This window comes from Methanobacterium sp. (assembly GCF_038562635.1).
GTDB lineage: Archaea > Methanobacteriota > Methanobacteria > Methanobacteriales > Methanobacteriaceae > Methanobacterium_D.
In genome coordinates this window covers 1-17,682 of sequence record NZ_JBCFBO010000001.1, presented here as the reverse complement: position 1 = coordinate 17,682, position 17,682 = coordinate 1, and the positions used below count along the sequence as shown (strand labels likewise).

At 31.0% G+C, this 17,682-nt stretch carries 15 protein-coding genes; 7 read left to right on the top strand and 8 right to left on the bottom strand.

What is annotated here, in order from left to right; translation table 11 throughout:
- Positions 1–163 precede the first annotated feature (163 nt).
- On the top strand, positions 164–1,645 hold the full coding sequence (locus tag AAGU07_RS00075) for a pseudomurein-binding repeat-containing protein (protein ID WP_342457186.1): 1,482 nt from the start codon (positions 164–166) through the stop codon (positions 1,643–1,645).
- 299 nt (positions 1,646–1,944) lie between these two features.
- Here AAGU07_RS00075 and AAGU07_RS00070 read toward each other — a convergent pair whose 3' ends face one another.
- Both AAGU07_RS00070 and AAGU07_RS00065 read right to left on the bottom strand, forming a co-directional pair.
- Positions 1,945–3,846, bottom strand: a complete 1,902-nt coding sequence (locus AAGU07_RS00070) for a YhgE/Pip domain-containing protein (protein ID WP_342457185.1) — start codon at positions 3,844–3,846, stop codon at positions 1,945–1,947.
- 140 nt (positions 3,847–3,986) lie between these two features.
- A complete protein-coding gene (locus AAGU07_RS00065) occupies positions 3,987–4,442 on the bottom strand; it encodes a MarR family transcriptional regulator (RefSeq protein ID WP_342457183.1) in 456 nt (151 codons plus the stop codon).
- 496 nt (positions 4,443–4,938) lie between these two features.
- Here AAGU07_RS00065 and AAGU07_RS00060 point away from each other — a divergent pair, with 496 nt between their 5' ends.
- On the top strand, positions 4,939–5,583 hold the full coding sequence (locus AAGU07_RS00060; RefSeq protein ID WP_342459324.1) for a cobalt-precorrin-8 methylmutase: 645 nt from the start codon (positions 4,939–4,941) through the stop codon (positions 5,581–5,583).
- Positions 5,584–5,667: 84 nt separating this feature from the next.
- Positions 5,668–6,921 carry a glutamate-1-semialdehyde 2,1-aminomutase gene (gene hemL, locus AAGU07_RS00055; protein ID WP_342457182.1) on the top strand — a complete coding sequence of 418 codons (1,254 nt, stop codon included), beginning with the start codon at positions 5,668–5,670 and terminating at the stop codon, positions 6,919–6,921.
- Between the two features lie 418 nt (positions 6,922–7,339).
- Here hemL and AAGU07_RS00050 read toward each other — a convergent pair whose 3' ends face one another.
- The gene (locus AAGU07_RS00050) at positions 7,340–7,948 is read right to left on the bottom strand and encodes a hypothetical protein (RefSeq protein WP_342457181.1); all 609 of its coding nucleotides are present in this window, start codon (positions 7,946–7,948) and stop codon (positions 7,340–7,342) included.
- Positions 7,949–8,338: 390 nt separating this feature from the next.
- On the opposite strand from AAGU07_RS00050, the gene AAGU07_RS00045 reads away from it, so the two are divergent.
- Positions 8,339–8,608 (top strand): hypothetical protein, encoded by a 270-nt coding sequence (locus AAGU07_RS00045; RefSeq protein WP_342457180.1) that lies wholly within the window; start codon positions 8,339–8,341, stop codon positions 8,606–8,608.
- A 373-nt stretch (positions 8,609–8,981) separates the two neighbouring features.
- On the opposite strand, the gene AAGU07_RS00040 is transcribed toward AAGU07_RS00045, so the two are convergent.
- The 5 genes from AAGU07_RS00040 to AAGU07_RS00020 all read right to left on the bottom strand — a co-directional run bounded on the left by AAGU07_RS00040 (position 8,982) and on the right by AAGU07_RS00020 (position 14,691).
- Positions 8,982–9,713 carry a DUF4012 domain-containing protein gene (locus AAGU07_RS00040; protein WP_342457179.1) on the bottom strand — a complete coding sequence of 244 codons (732 nt, stop codon included), beginning with the start codon at positions 9,711–9,713 and terminating at the stop codon, positions 8,982–8,984.
- Between the two features lie 104 nt (positions 9,714–9,817).
- Positions 9,818–11,218: an undecaprenyl-phosphate glucose phosphotransferase gene (locus tag AAGU07_RS00035; protein ID WP_342457178.1), complete on the bottom strand. Its 1,401-nt coding sequence runs from the start codon at positions 11,216–11,218 to the stop codon at positions 9,818–9,820.
- Between the two features lie 26 nt (positions 11,219–11,244).
- A complete protein-coding gene (locus AAGU07_RS00030) occupies positions 11,245–12,180 on the bottom strand; it encodes a glycosyltransferase family 2 protein (protein ID WP_342457177.1) in 936 nt (311 codons plus the stop codon).
- Between the two features lie 432 nt (positions 12,181–12,612).
- The gene (locus tag AAGU07_RS00025) at positions 12,613–13,572 is read right to left on the bottom strand and encodes a glycosyltransferase family 2 protein (protein ID WP_342457176.1); all 960 of its coding nucleotides are present in this window, start codon (positions 13,570–13,572) and stop codon (positions 12,613–12,615) included.
- A 39-nt stretch (positions 13,573–13,611) separates the two neighbouring features.
- Positions 13,612–14,691, bottom strand: coding sequence for an acyltransferase family protein (locus tag AAGU07_RS00020; RefSeq protein ID WP_342457175.1), 1,080 nt, complete (start codon positions 14,689–14,691; stop codon positions 13,612–13,614).
- A 442-nt stretch (positions 14,692–15,133) separates the two neighbouring features.
- On the opposite strand from AAGU07_RS00020, the gene AAGU07_RS00015 reads away from it, so the two are divergent.
- From AAGU07_RS00015 to AAGU07_RS00005, 3 genes are all read left to right on the top strand, one after another.
- A complete protein-coding gene (locus AAGU07_RS00015; RefSeq protein WP_342457174.1) occupies positions 15,134–16,108 on the top strand; it encodes an NAD(P)H-dependent glycerol-3-phosphate dehydrogenase in 975 nt (324 codons plus the stop codon).
- A gap of 60 nt (positions 16,109–16,168) precedes the next feature.
- On the top strand, positions 16,169–16,897 hold the full coding sequence (locus AAGU07_RS00010) for a phosphocholine cytidylyltransferase family protein (RefSeq protein WP_342457173.1): 729 nt from the start codon (positions 16,169–16,171) through the stop codon (positions 16,895–16,897).
- 106 nt (positions 16,898–17,003) lie between these two features.
- On the top strand, positions 17,004–17,682 hold a 679-nt coding region (locus AAGU07_RS00005), incomplete at its 3' end, for a glycosyltransferase (RefSeq protein WP_342457172.1).

Below are 17,682 nucleotides of genomic sequence, written 5' to 3'. Positions count from 1 at the left end.
TATAAGATATAGATAACTATCCTGATCTGTAAATAATTTTTAAATTAAAAACCGTTGATTAGATTTAATTTAAATTTTATTTAGATTAATAAGGAGGTTGAAGAAAATTTCTTTCGAAATTTTCTGAACCCCAAAAAATAGAAAATTTTTCGGAGGCGGAAAAATGCGGAAATTGTTCTTTGTAGCAGTATTTGCTATGGCACTTTTTTTAAGTATCAGCAACATATCTGCAGCAAATTCTACAAACGTCACAACAGATCAGGTCATTAATGCATCGACTGCAGTGAAATCATACGTAGAAACAAATCACACACTTCCAAGTACTGTAAATGTATCTGGAAAACAGGTGAACATGCAGCAATTCTTAGAACTTTCAACTACAGCAGTGTCAAATATCAACAATAATAAGTCCAATGCAACAATTACCCTTAAAGACTATGGTAACGCAACTGCTCCATCAGAAAACATTACAAGCAGAAATATCACTAAAGCAGAATATCTAGATATTGCAAACCGCGTTAAGTCTTACATGGATTCCAATGGACGAGCACCTAATTACGCCACACAAACCAGTACTGGAGACACCATAAGCTTCGAATCTATGGTTTATATGTATTCAAAGGTACTTAACTACTACAAAACAAATAAAGTGCTACCAAACTACGTTTCAGTAAATTCATGGTCAACAATTAGTACACCAAATGGCGCAAATGTAATAGGCAGTACAAGCTATGGTTATGTTGAAAAAGAAGTTTACGGGAATCTAAGTTCAAATAAAACCATAGTAATCATAGTAGGTGTACATCCCCAGGAAAATGGAATTCATACCGCTGTTGCAAATGCTCTGGCAAGTAAATCAGCGACTCTCAGTAAAAGGTATGTCATCTACAAGGTTCATGTAACCCAGGATGCAGATGATTACAGCAAAGGAAGAATGAATGGACAGTTATTAGCCCAGAAATTCGTGGTACCTGCTGTTTCTAAAGAAAATCCAATGTTAGTGGTAGATGTTCACGAAAATCACGGTGCAGATAGTGGATATGAATACTACAGATTTTTATATCCAATTTCAAGTACTGCTATAACTAAAACCTATGCTAACCAGATAATCAGTGCTATGCCATTTTTATTGACATACAGCCCACCAAATCCAACAAGTACACAGTACGTTACAGTGCCTATCGCAAATAAAGGAATACCTACCATAATCTATGAAACTTACATGAGTGATTCAACAGCTAAGAAAAACAGTGATGCAAACGCATTTATAAACGCGTTAGACACTAAAGTTGGAAGTGCATCAACTGGAAACACAACACATGATACAACAGCTCCAAAAGTAACTTCAAGCACTCCCCAAAATGGTGCTACTGGAGTTTCAAGGACAACTACTATCACTATCAAATTCAGTGAAAACATTAAATCAAATGTTAACTGGTCTAAAATTTACATGAAAAACATGAATAATGGAAAAACAGTTGTAATCAGCAAATCTATAAGTGGTAACACGCTTTCCATCAAAATGGATTTAAATAGATATGCTCATAATGTGTACCAGATCTATATTCCAGCATCAGCTGTAAAAGACAGTGCAGGTAACAATTTATCTGCAGGATATACATTAAGATTTATGACAGGGGCATGATGCCTTTTTCCTTTTTATTTTTTAAAATAATAGATATTTTTGTTTTTATTTCTTAAATTCAATTATCAGACCTATTTACGTGACTTATAATTTTAAGCTTTTTTATGTATAAAATATGCATAAAAACACACAATCACAAAAATGAAATTATAAATAAGTATAAAATCACTATTTAATTTGCATTAAGATTGTTTTCATTGGACATTAAGCGTATCCCCTTTAATGTCCAAGGTAAAACATCTATTTTAATAAAAAATAGAGCAGGATTATCCTGCAATAGATAACTAAATATTTACGAATTATCCAACTAAACCACTGTCCTTTAATTTTTCTTCTAGATCTTGTGAATTTTTTATTTTTCCTGTAATTAGCAATGCTAGCACTAAGATAATGCTTGTGGATATAATTAATACCCCTAAATTGTACCAGTAACTGTTCCATAAAACTCCAGCTACCACTTCCCTGAGAGTTCTAATAGCATATGTCATGGGCAAATATGGCTGTATAACCTGGAAAAACGTGGATTGGAGTTCTGCAGGATAAATTCCTCCTGACGAGGCAATTTGCAAAATCAACAGTAAAACTGCTATTACTTTCCCAAGACTTCCAAAGATTGAAACCACAGAATACATGATTATCATAAAGCACATGCCTATGATCAATATGGTTAATGTCATTAGTGCTGCTGATGAATTTTGTACATTTAAAAGCAATACACCCAATGCTATTAATAATGACTGAAATACGCCTATTACTAAAAATAAATTCATTCTTCCCAAATAAGCAGCCCTAACAGAATATATATTTGATTTCACACGCACAGCTACCATAGCTATAGCTATAAGGCCCCCTATCCATAGCGATAAAGCAATATAAAATGGAGCAAGACTAGACCCATAATTATTCACAGGATACATGCTTTCTTTATTTAATTCTACTGGGCTTTCAAAGTAATTTTTAACATCACCATGGTTAGTATCTGAGAATGCTATTAATTTATCTATGTCCTCTTCATTTATCGAATTAAGCTTAGCTGTAGCTATAGGTATGGCACTTTTAATTGTAGGCCATTTTGAATTAACCATATTTAATGTGGCCGCAGCTTTGTTAATTTTATGGCTTATGCTGGCTTTGTTTGCTGCGAGGGTATTTACACCATCATCCATCTGGTCAATTAAAGATTTTAGCTCTGTTAATTTTCCTCCCGGGTTTTTACCATCTTTTATATTAGTTTCTATATTTTTTAAAACTGCAAGAACTTGATTTGCATAGTTGATATTAGTTTCAATTTGTGTAATGACAGATTCTAGCTGAGAGTCTCCTGTTGCATTGTATAAACTTGTTAAAATCGCATCAACATATTTGAGACCTGTTATGGTTGTGCCGACCTGTGATTCCATGTCCTGGACTTTAGTTAAAGATTTCTGTGGATCAAATAAAATTTGATTGTATAAAGAATCATAATTTTTTCTGGCATAATTGGAATATTTTTGTATTTCAGGCAGTGCAGCACTAACTTTAGGCCATATTTTCTGTACTGTGCCCATATCTGAATTTACTTCTGATATTGACGAATCTATAATGTCTATCTTTCCATTTAACTCATTTACAAATGATCTTAACTTAATGAATTGTGCTTTATTTTCTTTAGCCACTTCCCCTACATCGCTGAGCTTACCAAAAATAATTCCATCAATGGTTTTAACTATTTCATCATTAATTTTAGTTTGTATCTCATTAGCCCCAGCACTAGTAAGTCTTGTTGCAATAGGACTCAATTTTTCATTGTCTATATACTGTATTTTAGCCTGTTGAGGAGTTGTTGTTTCAATGGAAAGTAAATCTTCACTGAAATTACCAGGCATTATCAAAGCTGCATAATATTTTCCATTTTTAACGCCATCTAACGCTGTTTCCTTATCAACAAACTGCCAGCTAAAATTGGTATTATTTTTTAATTCATCAACTAACATGTTTCCAATATCATAACGTGTTCCATTAGTACTATAACCGGTATCATCATTAACTACAGCAACCTCCATATTTGAGGTTTGAGAATATGGATCCCAAGCAGAAGGAATAGTAAACAGAATATACAGTGAAGGTAAACAGATAATCACTATCAAAAAGATTATAAGTAGTGGGAGTTGTTTAATCGTTTTAATATCCTTTTTAAATATTTTAATTGCTTCTTTTATCATTAAAACCACCTAAACAGTTTATATACTTTTTCACAGTTTTTACTAAATATTTTCATTTAATTACTCCAGCAATAATTGCTTTAATAATAGTTACTTAAGCAACTATTAAAAAATAAATTTAAACTGGAAAACTACAAAAATTATAAAGAATATTTCTGTACATTTTGTTCTATACGCTTTAATACATCTTTAACTATTTTTTCTTCATAAGAACTGACATTCTCCAGTAACTTTCCTCTTTGATGCATTATCAAAGGAATAAAACTATTAAAACGAGATTTACCCTCCTCGGACATGTAAACTTTAAAGATCCTGCGGTCATTCTCATCGACTTCTCGGCGTACATATCCCTTCTTTTCCAGCTTGTCAATAAGGCGGGTTATATTGGGATAATCATTGAGAATTTTGTCTGCAAGCTGTCTCTGTGATTGGCCATCATTCATATACAATTTATAGAGTAAAAATGCCTGTTCTGGTGTGAAATTAGGTTCGTTCTCATCTAACAACTTTTGAAGTTGAAATCGTAACAAACGCGCAGATCCATAGATCTGGTAGATCAAAAAGTCATCCAGATCAATTAATTCATTTTTTTCCATGAAATACCTCATAATCGTTGCTTAGGCAACTATTATATATTTATATTATAAAAACTTTGTGTAAAATCATCAAATCAAGAGGGATGTCTTGCATAATTCACTGTTGACAGTGTTATAACAATTAACCCCTAAAAAAAAATTGGAAATTAAACTATAAATAAAATTCAAAATATCAAAATCAGAAATTGAGACTATGTACAACCCAGATGCAAACAGCAAAAAAATATAAATTCTCATCACCAATTAAAAATTGAGAAACGATCATGTGCAGAAGTTGTGCAAAATAATGTAATTATAAAATAATGTAATTTTCATGCGATATGGTTGAATTATATATTTAAAGATAATTCATTATAAACTTACAATTTAACATGTATAATTCATGCGCGTGTCAGACATGAGCATAAGAAATATTGAATCAGATATTGCAGATTTATATCCTATGTCTTCTTTAAATATAGTAACAATTAAAATCAAAAATCTAAGATGTGAAAAAATGGGTAACGATTCTATTTTCATGGGTGCATCAACAAAACAGGGCTATGATATAGCCTCTAAAAGTAGAGAAATAGTAAGATCATTAATTGCAGATAAAATAAAAGATCTTTCTCCAGCCGAGCAAAGGATAGTTGAGAGAATAGTTCACTCCACAGCAGATCCTGAATATGCAGATATCAGCAGAGTATCTTCTAATTTTGTAGATGAAAGTATAAAAGCAATTAAAGCCAGGAAAGATATTCTTACAGACATAAATATGGTCAAAGTTGGAATAAATAAATATGAAGGTGAAATAAAGTGCTATATCAGCCATGAAGATGCCATTAAACTTGCAAAAGAAGAACAGATAACTCGAGCAGCCGCTGCAATGCGCGTTGCACAGGAAGAGGGTTTTGATGGAATTATTGTAATTGGAAACGCTCCCACAGCACTTTTTGAAGCTATAAATCTGGTTGAAAATGAAGGTATGAAAGCTAGATCCATTGCAGGGGTCCCAGTTGGATTTGTCGGTGCTGCAGAATCTAAAGAAGTACTTGCAAAAACTAAAATACCTCATATTATAACCAAAGGACCAAAAGGCGGGACCCCAGTTGCAGTGGCCATTGCAAATTCACTTATTGGACTTGAAAAATTAGTTAAATAGTACACCATACGTAAACCCATAACTAAATTACATTTAATTATTTCAAACTTACCCCATTAGCTAACAAGATAAGGAGTTAAAAATATGAAATCTGAAGAATTATTCAAAGAAGCCCAAAATTATCTCCCAGGAGGAGTAAATTCTCCTGTTAGAGCTTATAAACCATATCCATTCTTTGCAAAAGAAGCAAAAGGTTCAAAAATAATAGATGTTGATGGAAATTCATATATAGATTACTGCCTCGCATATGGGCCTCTCGTTTTAGGTCATGCCAACGAAAAAATAATTGGCAAAGTTGCAGAACAGCTTAAAATTGGTTCAGCATATGGTGTTCCTACAGAAAATGAAATTAAGCTTGCAAAACTTGTAATTAAAAAAGTACCATGTGCCGAAATGGTTCGGTTTGTAAATTCAGGTACAGAAGCAACAATGAGCGCAATAAGACTCGCAAGAGCAGCTACCAGTAAAAAAAAGATCATTAAATTTGAAGGATCTTATCATGGAGCACATGATTACGTTCTCGTTAAATCAGGTTCTGGAGCTGCTGGATTACCAGATTCGCCAGGTGTGCCAGAAGATACAACAAAAAATACAGTTCTAATACCTTTTAACGATAAAGAAGCTGTGGTAGATTTAATAGAAAGAGAAAAAAATGACATTGCAGCCATAATTGTAGAACCTATAATGGGAAATGTGGGTTTTATTCCCCCAAAAGAAGACTATTTAAAATTTTTACGTGAAATGACAGGCCAAAATAATATTATCTTAATATTTGATGAAGTTATCACTGGTTTTAGGATAGCTGAAGGTGGAGCTCAAGAATATTTTGGTGTAACTCCAGATCTTGTAACTTTCGGTAAAATTCTTGGTGGAGGATTCCCTATCGGTGCTTTAGCAGGTAAAAAAGAGATTATGGAAATGATAGCTCCAGCGGGCACTGTTTATCAGGCAGGGACATTTAATGGAAATCCAGTGTCAATTACTGCAGGACTTGCAATGTTAAACCAGCTTAATGATAATTTTTATGCAGAATCAAAAAGAAAAGGAAAGATGATAAGAACTGGAATTCAAGATATACTCTCTGATAATAATTTGAACTTTAAAATATCTGGTTTAAGCTCCATGTTCCAGTTATACTTTACAGATAAAGAAGTATATGATTATATCAGTGCTAAATCTGCAGATACTGAAAAGTTCAACCAGTATTTCCAGACTTTACTTAAAAATGGAGTTTTCATTCCACCATCACAGTTTGAATGCTGTTTCATATCATCCATGCATGATAATGAAGATATTCAAAAAACACTGGAAGCTGTAGAAAAAGCAATAAAAGTTTAAAACTTTTTTTTAGTTTTTATATCAGTTATGGGGTTTTCATCCCTTTTCTAAATTTTAACTACGCTCATGTCTAAATAGTTGTGCAGATGTTACTTTGAATTTTTATGGGTCATATGGTTAAGTAAATTACACTCTTCCAAATATAATTTCATATAATTAATTGATATTATAATTTAACATAAAGCATGAACTGTGCACATGATCATAGGACATGTAAAAATCGCAGCTGACAAATCTTTTGATAGCTTGCAAAATTTCTAATTTTGCAGCCCTAAAAATCCACGATTTTTCGGCGGTGCTCAAAAATTCCTTGAATTTTTGATACCCAGAAAATTCTACGAATTTTCGGCGGCTTGCAAAACCGAAGTTTTTGTGAACATGTGCGTTAAAATAATTACTTAAAATAAAGAACATGATTTTAAGTCGTTGCATATAAAAATAAAAGCACAAAAGCAGTTATAATAAATAAAGTTGCACTTATTTTTGTAAAATAATGGCTTTCTGCACGTTCTGCCCTTGACCGCTGCTTTTTAACATGTGATAAAAAATTATTTTCCTGTACAGCCATATTTACAGTAGTAGTTTCAATGATGCTTTCATCTAAACTTTTTTCTTCAAGTGTATCCCATAGTCCGTTTTCTCCATAATTGATCTCAGCCAATATGTCTTCCTGCATTTTAATACGCATTGATAACTCTTCAAAAAACTTTTTTCTCTTCTCAGATTTGCTTTTAATGGCATTTTCTATTTCTTGCAGTTCATCATAATTACCGTTCACTGTTCCGGAGTTATCCCCGTATAAGTCTTTTGAATCTTTGATCTTTATAAAATCATCAATATCTTCATAAAATTCCAGATCACTACCACATTCACATTCTAAAAAATCATCTGGTGATTCATTTTCTTTAAGAGGATAATATCCATAACATTTATGACATATTAAATATCCATGGTCCTCATTTGATCTTTTTAAATTTTCAAAGAAATTTAGATCAAATGACTTGCCCCTATTACTGTCTGATGACATCAAAACACCTTACTATTATACATTAGTTAAATTTGTTAACGTATTATATAATACTATTAGTATTGCACAAATAATACTCGCTATTTAAGCATATTTTTACATAATTTCAAAGCATAATTTATGATTATTCTTTAAATGATATTAAATATTTTCAGGTAATTTATTGTTTCTATTTGTGGTAAGTATGCCAATATGCAATACTCAAAATTAAAGATATATTTTAAAAAAAATAGAATCAGTACTCGAAAAACTGTCAAAAACTCTCAAACCCGTGGGCTTTGTACAACTGTAATTAATCTTGTTAGATCGGCACGGTTATAAAGCTCACTTAAAAAAACTATTTATTACAAAAGAACAGATTACTATACAAATTTTAAAGAGGAATTTTAGTTGGAAAAAACAGAATTTATAGAAAAAATTAAAGACATTGGGTTTATAAAAGAGGAATCTAAAAAAAATAAAGAAATTTTCAAAGTTACTGAGGGCGTGTTATTAAGCGTTAAATTACGATTTAATATTTACAAAGTGAATACAAACTATATTGAACTTATACATTCAGAAGTATGGTTTAATTACTGGAATAATACTCAATTCCATCGTAAATTGGGTGAATTTTCATTAAATGAAATTGAAGACGTATGGGAAACTCATAAACCATAGATTTTAACTAAATTTTAATTTTAAAAAAAAATAATTAAGTTATTGCATTTAAATCAGTTAATACATCATTTAAATAAATATCATCTATTTAACATACTTTGAAGTGGATTTAGTGTATATGAGTATTGTTTTTACTATTAGTATTTGATGATGTATATTATCTTAGTTAAGAATAAATACTACCTATTTAACTAATAAAAAAGGAAATCCTGCAAAAATTCTCAAAACCAAAGCCAACAAACACCCTTGTGTTTGTGGCCTGCGAAATCTTCGATTTCACGGTTCAGGAAATGAAACATGCAAACACGTTGTGTTTGCAGTTACAAAATCAAAGATTTTGAGGGAATTTTTGAAAAATTTTTGATTCAACAAATTAAAGTAAAGATTTAAACCCATATGCAATAGATATCTTTACAAATGCATCCCTTGGCACAACTACTATGTTTCCCAAGGCATATTGGGCGGTAGCTGCCTGTAAAAATGCAGAAAATTTGCTTTTATCCTTTATAGCATTCATCATAGGATTCATAACCGATTTTACAGCTTCGCCCCTACTCATACTTTCATTATACTGTTCATTTCGTACGAAAGCTATAGAACTACCAGTAACATCTGTGCCATTAACATATATTGGCCCAATAGCATTTATCAATGCATCTATAGCATCAGGAGTTACCACTACAACAACATCCGTTTTATAGCCAGTATGGTATTGAACAATCTCTTGAGCTAGCTTAGTTCCAGTTTCTACATTAGCATCCCATAGGGAATCATGGAGATAAAGTTTATTTACACCCTGCGTTTCTTTTAGATACTCAGGAGGTGAAGCAGTTGGATGAGCCATACCACCAGGATATATTGGTGTTACATTTTCAATATTTCCATCATGTGTATGGACTACAAAAGCCATATCTACAGCCCCAATACCTGGCCTCTTTTCTGAAGGATCTGCACAGAGAATAAGTATGTTATGGTCTCCTTGCAGTACATTTTCATCCGAAGTTGTAGTTTCATATTCATAAGCTACAAATAAAATGCCTGCAATGAAAATGACTAGAATTATGATAGCAATTCTCTTTTTCCATGACATATCTTTCAATGACATATTATTAACCTACAATCAAATCTTGAATTTAAAAATAGTAATAGTAATTCATACCATATAACCTTTGGTAAATATTGGTATGATTCAATCTAATCAAAAATCATTCAATAAGCATTCTTATTAACAAAACCCTGGATTAAAGTCATTAAAAATATCTTTACATCTAAAATTAAAGTCCAGTTTTCCACATAATAGATATCAAATTCTATCCTCTTTTTGATGGAAGTATTTCCTCTCCACCCATGTACTTGAGCCCAACCACTCATCCCAGGACGTACATGATGTTTAATCATGTAATCTGGAACTTCCTCACGGAACTTTTCTACAAAATAAGGGCGCTCAGGCCTAGGGCCTATTAAACTCATATCTCCCTTTAATATATTAAAAAGCTGTGGAAGTTCATCAATACTTGTTTTCCGGATAAATGAACCAAATTTAGTGGTACGGGGGTCATCTTTAACTGTCCATTGATGTTTTTCTGCTTCTCCCTCCTGAATTTTCATACTGCGAAATTTATACATCACAAATTTTCTCCTGTTAAACCCTATCCTTTCCTGTTTAAATATAATTGGTCCTGGAGAACTTAATTTTATTATAAAGGCAGTTAAAATCAGGACAGGCGAAAGAAGGATAATGCCGATTATAGCAAATAGAAGATCTGAAATTCTTTTAACGATTTTTTTAAACGAACTATCCAAAGGAACGTATCTAACGTCTATAATTGGAATGTCATCTATCATATCGATATAGTGTTTTGCAGGGAAGTATCTATAATAGTCAGGTACAATTTCTGCTTTTACACCATACCTTTCGCATAAATCTATTATAGATTCTAATAGAGCAGAATGTCTTGGAGATATTGTTATAATTACCTTATCTATCTGATTTGTTAAAATAACATCACATAAGTCATCAATGTTTCCTATTACTTGAGAATTTGCAATTTTATGTCCATTTTCAATATTATCATCTAAGAATCCAATTATATTATATCCTAGATATTCACGCTGATTGAGTTTAGTTGCAACCTGTTCACCTAGTACTCCTCCCCCTATCATTAGGATATATTTAATATTAAAACCCTTGCTGCGTATAAATCGAAGTGATTGTCTGAATATGATTCTTTCAATACTGGAAAATACGGTACTGAATACGGCAAATAATGCAAGTAAATACCTGGAGTAATCAATTTGTTCAATTATAAAAAGGAACGTTACAAGCATTAATAATCCCATAACATTTGCTTTAATGATATTTACAGGCAATGATCTAACGCTTTTAGTCCTTTGAGGAGTATATAAACCAAAAACAGAATATAATAAAATATATAATGGTATAATCACTAAAAGGGATAACATATAGTACCCAAAACCTAAATTAGACTCATGAATAAATAAATTACTCTGAAAACGGACAAACCATGCGCATACGAGTGAAAATGCGATTACTATTATGTCTATAATTACTAGAGCCAGATTAAAAAATCTTTGATTTTGCCTGATCATTCCATCACCAATTCACCAATTATATCTTATTTAGATAGTTGCGAAACAGGTTCTTTTGGAGTTTTATTAGGCATAATCATGCCATAGTTAATTTTTAATGTGTTTAAAGATAGTTTTAATCCATACATTCCCCATATTCCTGCATATGTAATTGCGGTTATAATTCTAGAATACTCATCTTTGTAGTGTTTGTTGTAAAATATATACATTGCCCTGTAAAACTCATATATGAGCTTATTTTTTTGTTTACTGCTTGCTCCCTTGTAATGGATTATTTCAGCATCACTGTAATACACTATTTTCCAGCCAGCTGCTTTAATTCTATAGCACCAGTCAATATCTTCCCCATACATGAAAAATGTTTCATCTAGAAGCCCTACTTGACGGATAGCAGCAGATCTTAGCATCATGAAAGCTCCAACTAAACAATCAACTTCATAAGTTTCATTTTCATCAAGATATGTGAGGTTATACCTTCCAAAACGTTCACTTTTTGGAAAAATGTGTGACAATCCAGTCATTCGATAAAATGAAACATTGAAATCGGGAAAACTTCTTCTACATGCTTTATCCAACGTGCCGTCTGGTAGAACAACTTTACATCCTACTGCACCTAATGCATTATCATTTTCCATGTATTCTATGCATTTTTCAATGCAGTCGTCAACAACTATGGTATCAGAATTAAGTAACAGTACATATTTAGAAGATATTTGATTCAGGGCCAAATTGTTTGCGTGGGCAAAGCCTTTATTTTCTTCATTTGCAATAAATTTAATTAGACCAGTTTCTGATTCTCTGAAAAAATCTTTTTTTAGATTTTCGAGACTGCCGTCAGCTGATGCATTGTCCACCACATATATTTCATAACTGAAAGGGTGTTTTTTGTTGATTACAGATTCTATGGTTTGTTTTGTTAAATCATATGTACGATAGTTCACTATTATTATAGATAAGTCCATAAACTCCGCCTCTATATAAAATATTCTACTTGAGAATTGAAACAATCAATCTTAAGTAATACTTTCTTTAATTTTTTGATTACAAGATTGAAAAGTTATTTAACATTTCAGGAGGTTATAATATTATATTAAAATAAGAAAGATAAGCTTTACTATACATTTTTCATATAATAATAAATTTAATAATATTTTTAATAAAAAAACATGCTTTAGTCAAATAATTAAAAAAAATATGTAATATTTATAAAAAAATAGTACCTTATCTAGAAAAAATTAAGTCTGATAATAAATATAATTAATAATATCCAGTTAAATATAATTAGTAAAAATTTTATACTTTATTTAAAAAATTAAATTTGCAGGTACTTATACTTATAGATCATATCAAATACTACATTTTACATTTTCACAGGCATATGAAAAGGTTTTGTATTAAAAAAAAATGAATTTAACAGTATTTTTAATTAAAAACCATTCTATCTTTAAATAATTGATAATATTTTTATTTTCATATTTCGTTTTTTCAAGTTTCCCTAAAGAATTAAATCCCTCTTTTAGACCACTTAAATAGGTACTGCCATATCCTTTTTTAAAGAAAAATATGTACTTTATGAAGTAGCCTGCAAGTAAAAAAATACCGTTTATTATTAGTTGAGGCCATGGCATATTTTTATATGGAACATAAATATTATTCCTCGCAGCTAATCTGATTTTAAACTCATTATACTTACTACCGCTGGTTCCACTGCCAAAATGGTAGACAACAGCCTCAGGACAATATACACATTTATACCCTTGAATTCTTGCTCTATAGCTGATATCCACATCTTCCATATATGCAAAGAAATTTTCATCAAAGCATCCCAGTTCATCTAAAATGCTTCTTCTATAAAGAGCAGCTCCAGCGCAGGCACTGAAAGTTTCTCTTTCTGTGACATATAGATCTGGAGATTTTCCATCACCTACTTTCCGGGTCCAGCCTAAAACAGTGTATTCATCTCCAGCATCGTCCATTTTGCTTCTATCTGCATATTGAATCATCTTGGAAGAGGCTGCAAAGATATTTTCATCTTTTTCAACACATTTTAGAAGATTTGAAATGGAATTTAGCTCTAGTTCCACATCATTATTTAAAAGAAACACATAATCTGAAGATGAACTTCTAATTCCCTGATTAACTGCAGCTGCGAAGCCCAAATTTTCTTTGTTTTGTATTAAAGTGAATTCAGGATAATTTTCATGAATATACCTTACACTTTCATCAGATGACGCGTTATCTATGATTATTACCTCATAAAAGGAGTAATTTTGTCTTTTAATCGAATCAAGACACGTTTTAATGAACTGCCTCCCATTAAAATTAGGTATAATTACTGAAATTTTTGTATCCATAGAAATTTCCTTTTAAGTTAATAACCATTTTATATGATATTACCTTTTATAAATACTGCTTAAATTCAATATTCTGGCTAAAAATCCACGTATATTACCTGGAATTAACTTACTGTTATTTTGAGATTCATCTTTTATTAAGATTTTTACGGCAATGTCAGTCAATGCCCTCACACCATTGCTAACTACATCTCTAGACAAGACAAATAGGACGATAATTGCCCCTAAACCAATATAAACCACACAAAAAATGTAATTCTTAAATAGGAAGTTAAAACCTAAATATTTGAATATATAGGGTAAATAACTTACAAAATACAAATGTAAAACATAAATAGCCAGCGAATTTCTTCCCATTTTAGTTAAAAATGTTTTTTTAGAGGTCATAATATTAAATAGAAGAATACAACACAATATTCCAACGGATATAACTATAAGTCTTAAAATTATACCTTCTGCATTTCCCATATGCATATCAACATAGGAATTTTTTAACATTAGAAGTCTACTTGATTTAAAAACAAAAAACAAAGTCGCAGCTGTAATTAATGCTACAAAAACTCCTGCAGATAAATATTTATTAAAGGTAAACTTTTCTTTTAAATCTTTGAAATAATATCCAAAAAGAAATACCGGGAAGAAACATATAGTCCTTGAAATTGATAAAAGGTCTGATTTAAAATCAATTACTCCTATAAACAGTGCTAATAAAATACTAAACCAGAAAACATATTTTATTCTATCTGCAGCCGGTAAAAAGGTTCTCCAGAAGAAAAGGCTTAATAAGTACCACAACCCATAACCAGGTATTATATACATAGTTCTGGATAAATTTCCATCTATTAAAAAAACAGACAGTATCCACACTGTATTAAATAATAAATATGGTATGAAAACATTCTTTAAAGCTTTCACATTAGTATCTGAAGCAATTTTAGAGAAATAACCACTTATAAATATAAATAAAGGCATATGAAAAAGATATATTGAAGTATAAGCTAAATCTAAAGCACTACCGACAAAACGGTTAGCAACTAAACAGCTGCCAATAAAATGGCCAAAAACTACCAGTATTATAGCTAAACCCCTTAAGTTATCAAATTTAAGATCGCGAATCATCCTAACCACAAGTATCCATTATAATTAGTAATAATATCACCATGTATTAATAAATATCGGCAAATAACCATTGTAATATAAAATATAAGATTTATATGAGTTATATACTTATTAGTATCCATTTATAATAATTTTTTATTATAAAAACACGATACAGAATTATTGCAATAAAAACTTATTATCCAAATTTAGAACCATTATACTAATATAAAAACAAACAATTTATTTTGAAACCTTTAAATACAATACATTGCAAATATCTCCTAAATTCATTTTGAAAAAGAAATATTATATTACTTCATTTCCATTATTTTAGCACATAAGTAATAAATATAAGGATTATTAATCACAATTTAGTATTTAAATTAGTTTATTAATATTGAATCTAATGATATGTTGATTATTTTATTAATTTCAATTTGACAACTATTGAGGTGAATTCATGGATTTAAAAGTTTCAGTTATTGGAGCCGGTGGACTCGGAACAGCTATTGCACAACTTATCTCTGTTAATGCAAATTCAGTTTATTTATACGCCCGAAGAAAAGGAGTTGTCGATGAAATAGCTAAAACAAGACATAACACTGAATACTATCCTAATTTAAAGTTAGCAGAAAATATTATCCCTGTCAATGATTTTAACCATGTTAAAAGTTGTGATATCGTATTTTTATGTGTTCCGTCATCTGGAATTAGATCTCCTCTAAAAGAGTTATCTAAATTCATCTGTAAAGACTGTATACTCGTAAGTACAGCTAAAGGGATAGAATATCCATCATTAAAAACTATGAGTGAAATCGTGACAGAATACTTTGATAGATCTCCAGTTATATTATCTGGACCTAACTTTGCATCTGAAATTGCACTTTCACTGTTTACAGTAGCCAATATAGCTTCTGACGATCCAAAACATCTGGATCTGGTTAAAAAAGTATTAACTACAGACGAATTTAAGGTTAAATTAAACAAAGATGTAATCGGGACAGAATGTTGCGGCGTAATTAAGAACATAAATGCAATTGCCTATGGTATATGTGAAGGAATGAATTTAAATGATAATGCAAGATATGCCGTGTTAACTAAAGGATTTAATGAAACTAAAGACTTAATAGAAGCATTAGGTGGTAAAAGAGATACGGTTAACGATTACTGTGGATTTGGAGACGTAGTTTTAACATCTACATCTGGAGAAAGTAGGAACCACACTCTAGGGATGTTATATGGTCAAAGGATAGTTGTAGATGAAAAAGCCTCAGGAATAATATTTGAAGGTAAAAACTCCATAATGGCCATAAAAGCACTATGTGATAAGACTTCTATAGACAGTACAATTGTTGATTTTGTATATGATATTATAGTGGAATCTATACCTCCAAAAATAGCTTTTAAGAAACTATGGGATAAAATGGAATGCTAAATTCAATATTTTACAAAATTTTTATTAAAATACACTAATAGCAAATAGTTAGGTGATTTTATGATAGCAATAATATTAGCGGCAGGAACAGGAACCCGATTGATGCCATTAACCAAAGATATTCCCAAACCCCTGCTTGAGATTGATAATATGAGTTTACTGGAACGCATGATGATAAACTGCATTTCCAGTGGTATTAATAAGTTTATTATAGTTTTAGGTCACAAAAAAGAAAGGGTAATTGAAAAAATTGAGGACCTGAAGAACAGATGCGATGTTGAAATAAATACCGTTGAAAATAAAAGATATTCCCAAACAAATACATCTTGTTCTGTTAGTTTGGCGACCAGGCAGCTAAATGAAGATGTATTAATCATCAATGGAGATAACGTTGTGGATGAGCGTATAATTTCAGGTCTGCTTGCGATCAACGAAACTGCCCTCGTAGTGGACAATTATAAACAGTTAAATGAAGAGTCTTTTAAGATACGGATTGAAGATAATGTAATAATGGAAATTGGAAAAGGAATAAATATCGATATGGCCTCTGGAGAATTTATAGGGGTTTCAAAAATATCTAAAAATGATTTATCCATGTTTAATTCTATTTTAGAAGGTTTAATTGCAGAAGACGTCCAAAATTATTATGATTTGACCTATAAAGACCTTAGTAAAAAATCTAGAATTGAATATTTTTACACTAACGGGTTAAAATGGACAGAAATAGATGACAAAAATGACTGGGAATATGCCCACACTTTGATTGAAGAGTTTAACAATAAAATTTGAATATTAGATATTTAAGATAATTTCATTAGGGGATGAAATGTTAAACAATATAAAAGTTAGTGTAATTGTTCCAATTTACAATGTAGAAGAATACCTTAAAGAATGCTTGGATTCACTAGTTAATCAATCATTAAAAGAAATTGAAGTTTTAATGGTGAATGATGGTTCAACAGATTCCAGTGGTAAGATTGCTGCAGAATATGCAAACAAATACGAAAACTTCCACCTAATAACAAAACCCAACGGAGGATTAGGCCAAGCAAGAAATTACGCTATTCCTCTTGTTAATGGAGAATACATTGCTTTCGTGGATTCTGATGACTTCTTATCAAAGGACGCTTATAAAAAATTATATGAAATGTCTGAAAACGGGAAACACGACATAATAACTGGAAACGTAAGAAGATTCAACTCCAAAAGATATTATGATTCAAGTTTACATAAAAAAATATTCAAAGAAACTATTGAGAACACACACATCACTAAAAACCCAGAATTAATATACGACACAACAGCATGGAATAAACTATTCAAAACAGAATTCTGGAGAGAAAACAATTTCAAATTTCCAGAAGGAGTTTTATACGAAGATATTCCAGTAACTATCCCTGCACATTTCAAATCCAGATCAACCGCAGTTTTAGCAGATGCTAAATGGCCAATCTATTATTGGAGAGAAAGAGATGGATTAACTAAATCCATAACTCAAGAAAGAACAGATATAACTAACTTTACAGACCGATTATCTGCTTTAAAAACTGTAGACCAATTCATAGAAGAAAATG

What these genes read in the sequence shown, in the direction of transcription:
- AAGU07_RS00040 (WP_342457179.1), bottom strand. Translation starts at nt 9,713, where the DNA reads ATGTCATTGAAAGATATGTCATGGAAAAAGAGAATTGCTATCATAATT.
- AAGU07_RS00020 (WP_342457175.1), bottom strand. Translation starts at nt 14,691, where the DNA reads ATGATTCGCGATCTTAAATTTGATAACTTAAGGGGTTTAGCTATAATA.
- AAGU07_RS00025 (WP_342457176.1), bottom strand. Translation starts at nt 13,572, where the DNA reads ATGGATACAAAAATTTCAGTAATTATACCTAATTTTAATGGGAGGCAG.
- AAGU07_RS00060 (WP_342459324.1), top strand. Translation starts at nt 4,939, where the DNA reads ATGGGTAACGATTCTATTTTCATGGGTGCATCAACAAAACAGGGCTAT.
- AAGU07_RS00010 (WP_342457173.1), top strand. Translation starts at nt 16,169, where the DNA reads ATGATAGCAATAATATTAGCGGCAGGAACAGGAACCCGATTGATGCCA.
- AAGU07_RS00070 (WP_342457185.1), bottom strand. Translation starts at nt 3,846, where the DNA reads ATGATAAAAGAAGCAATTAAAATATTTAAAAAGGATATTAAAACGATT.
- AAGU07_RS00035 (WP_342457178.1), bottom strand. Translation starts at nt 11,218, where the DNA reads ATGATCAGGCAAAATCAAAGATTTTTTAATCTGGCTCTAGTAATTATA.
- AAGU07_RS00050 (WP_342457181.1), bottom strand. Translation starts at nt 7,948, where the DNA reads ATGTCATCAGACAGTAATAGGGGCAAGTCATTTGATCTAAATTTCTTT.
- AAGU07_RS00030 (WP_342457177.1), bottom strand. Translation starts at nt 12,180, where the DNA reads ATGGACTTATCTATAATAATAGTGAACTATCGTACATATGATTTAACA.
- AAGU07_RS00065 (WP_342457183.1), bottom strand. Translation starts at nt 4,442, where the DNA reads ATGGAAAAAAATGAATTAATTGATCTGGATGACTTTTTGATCTACCAG.
- AAGU07_RS00075 (WP_342457186.1), top strand. Translation starts at nt 164, where the DNA reads ATGCGGAAATTGTTCTTTGTAGCAGTATTTGCTATGGCACTTTTTTTA.
- hemL (WP_342457182.1), top strand. Translation starts at nt 5,668, where the DNA reads ATGAAATCTGAAGAATTATTCAAAGAAGCCCAAAATTATCTCCCAGGA.
- AAGU07_RS00015 (WP_342457174.1), top strand. Translation starts at nt 15,134, where the DNA reads ATGGATTTAAAAGTTTCAGTTATTGGAGCCGGTGGACTCGGAACAGCT.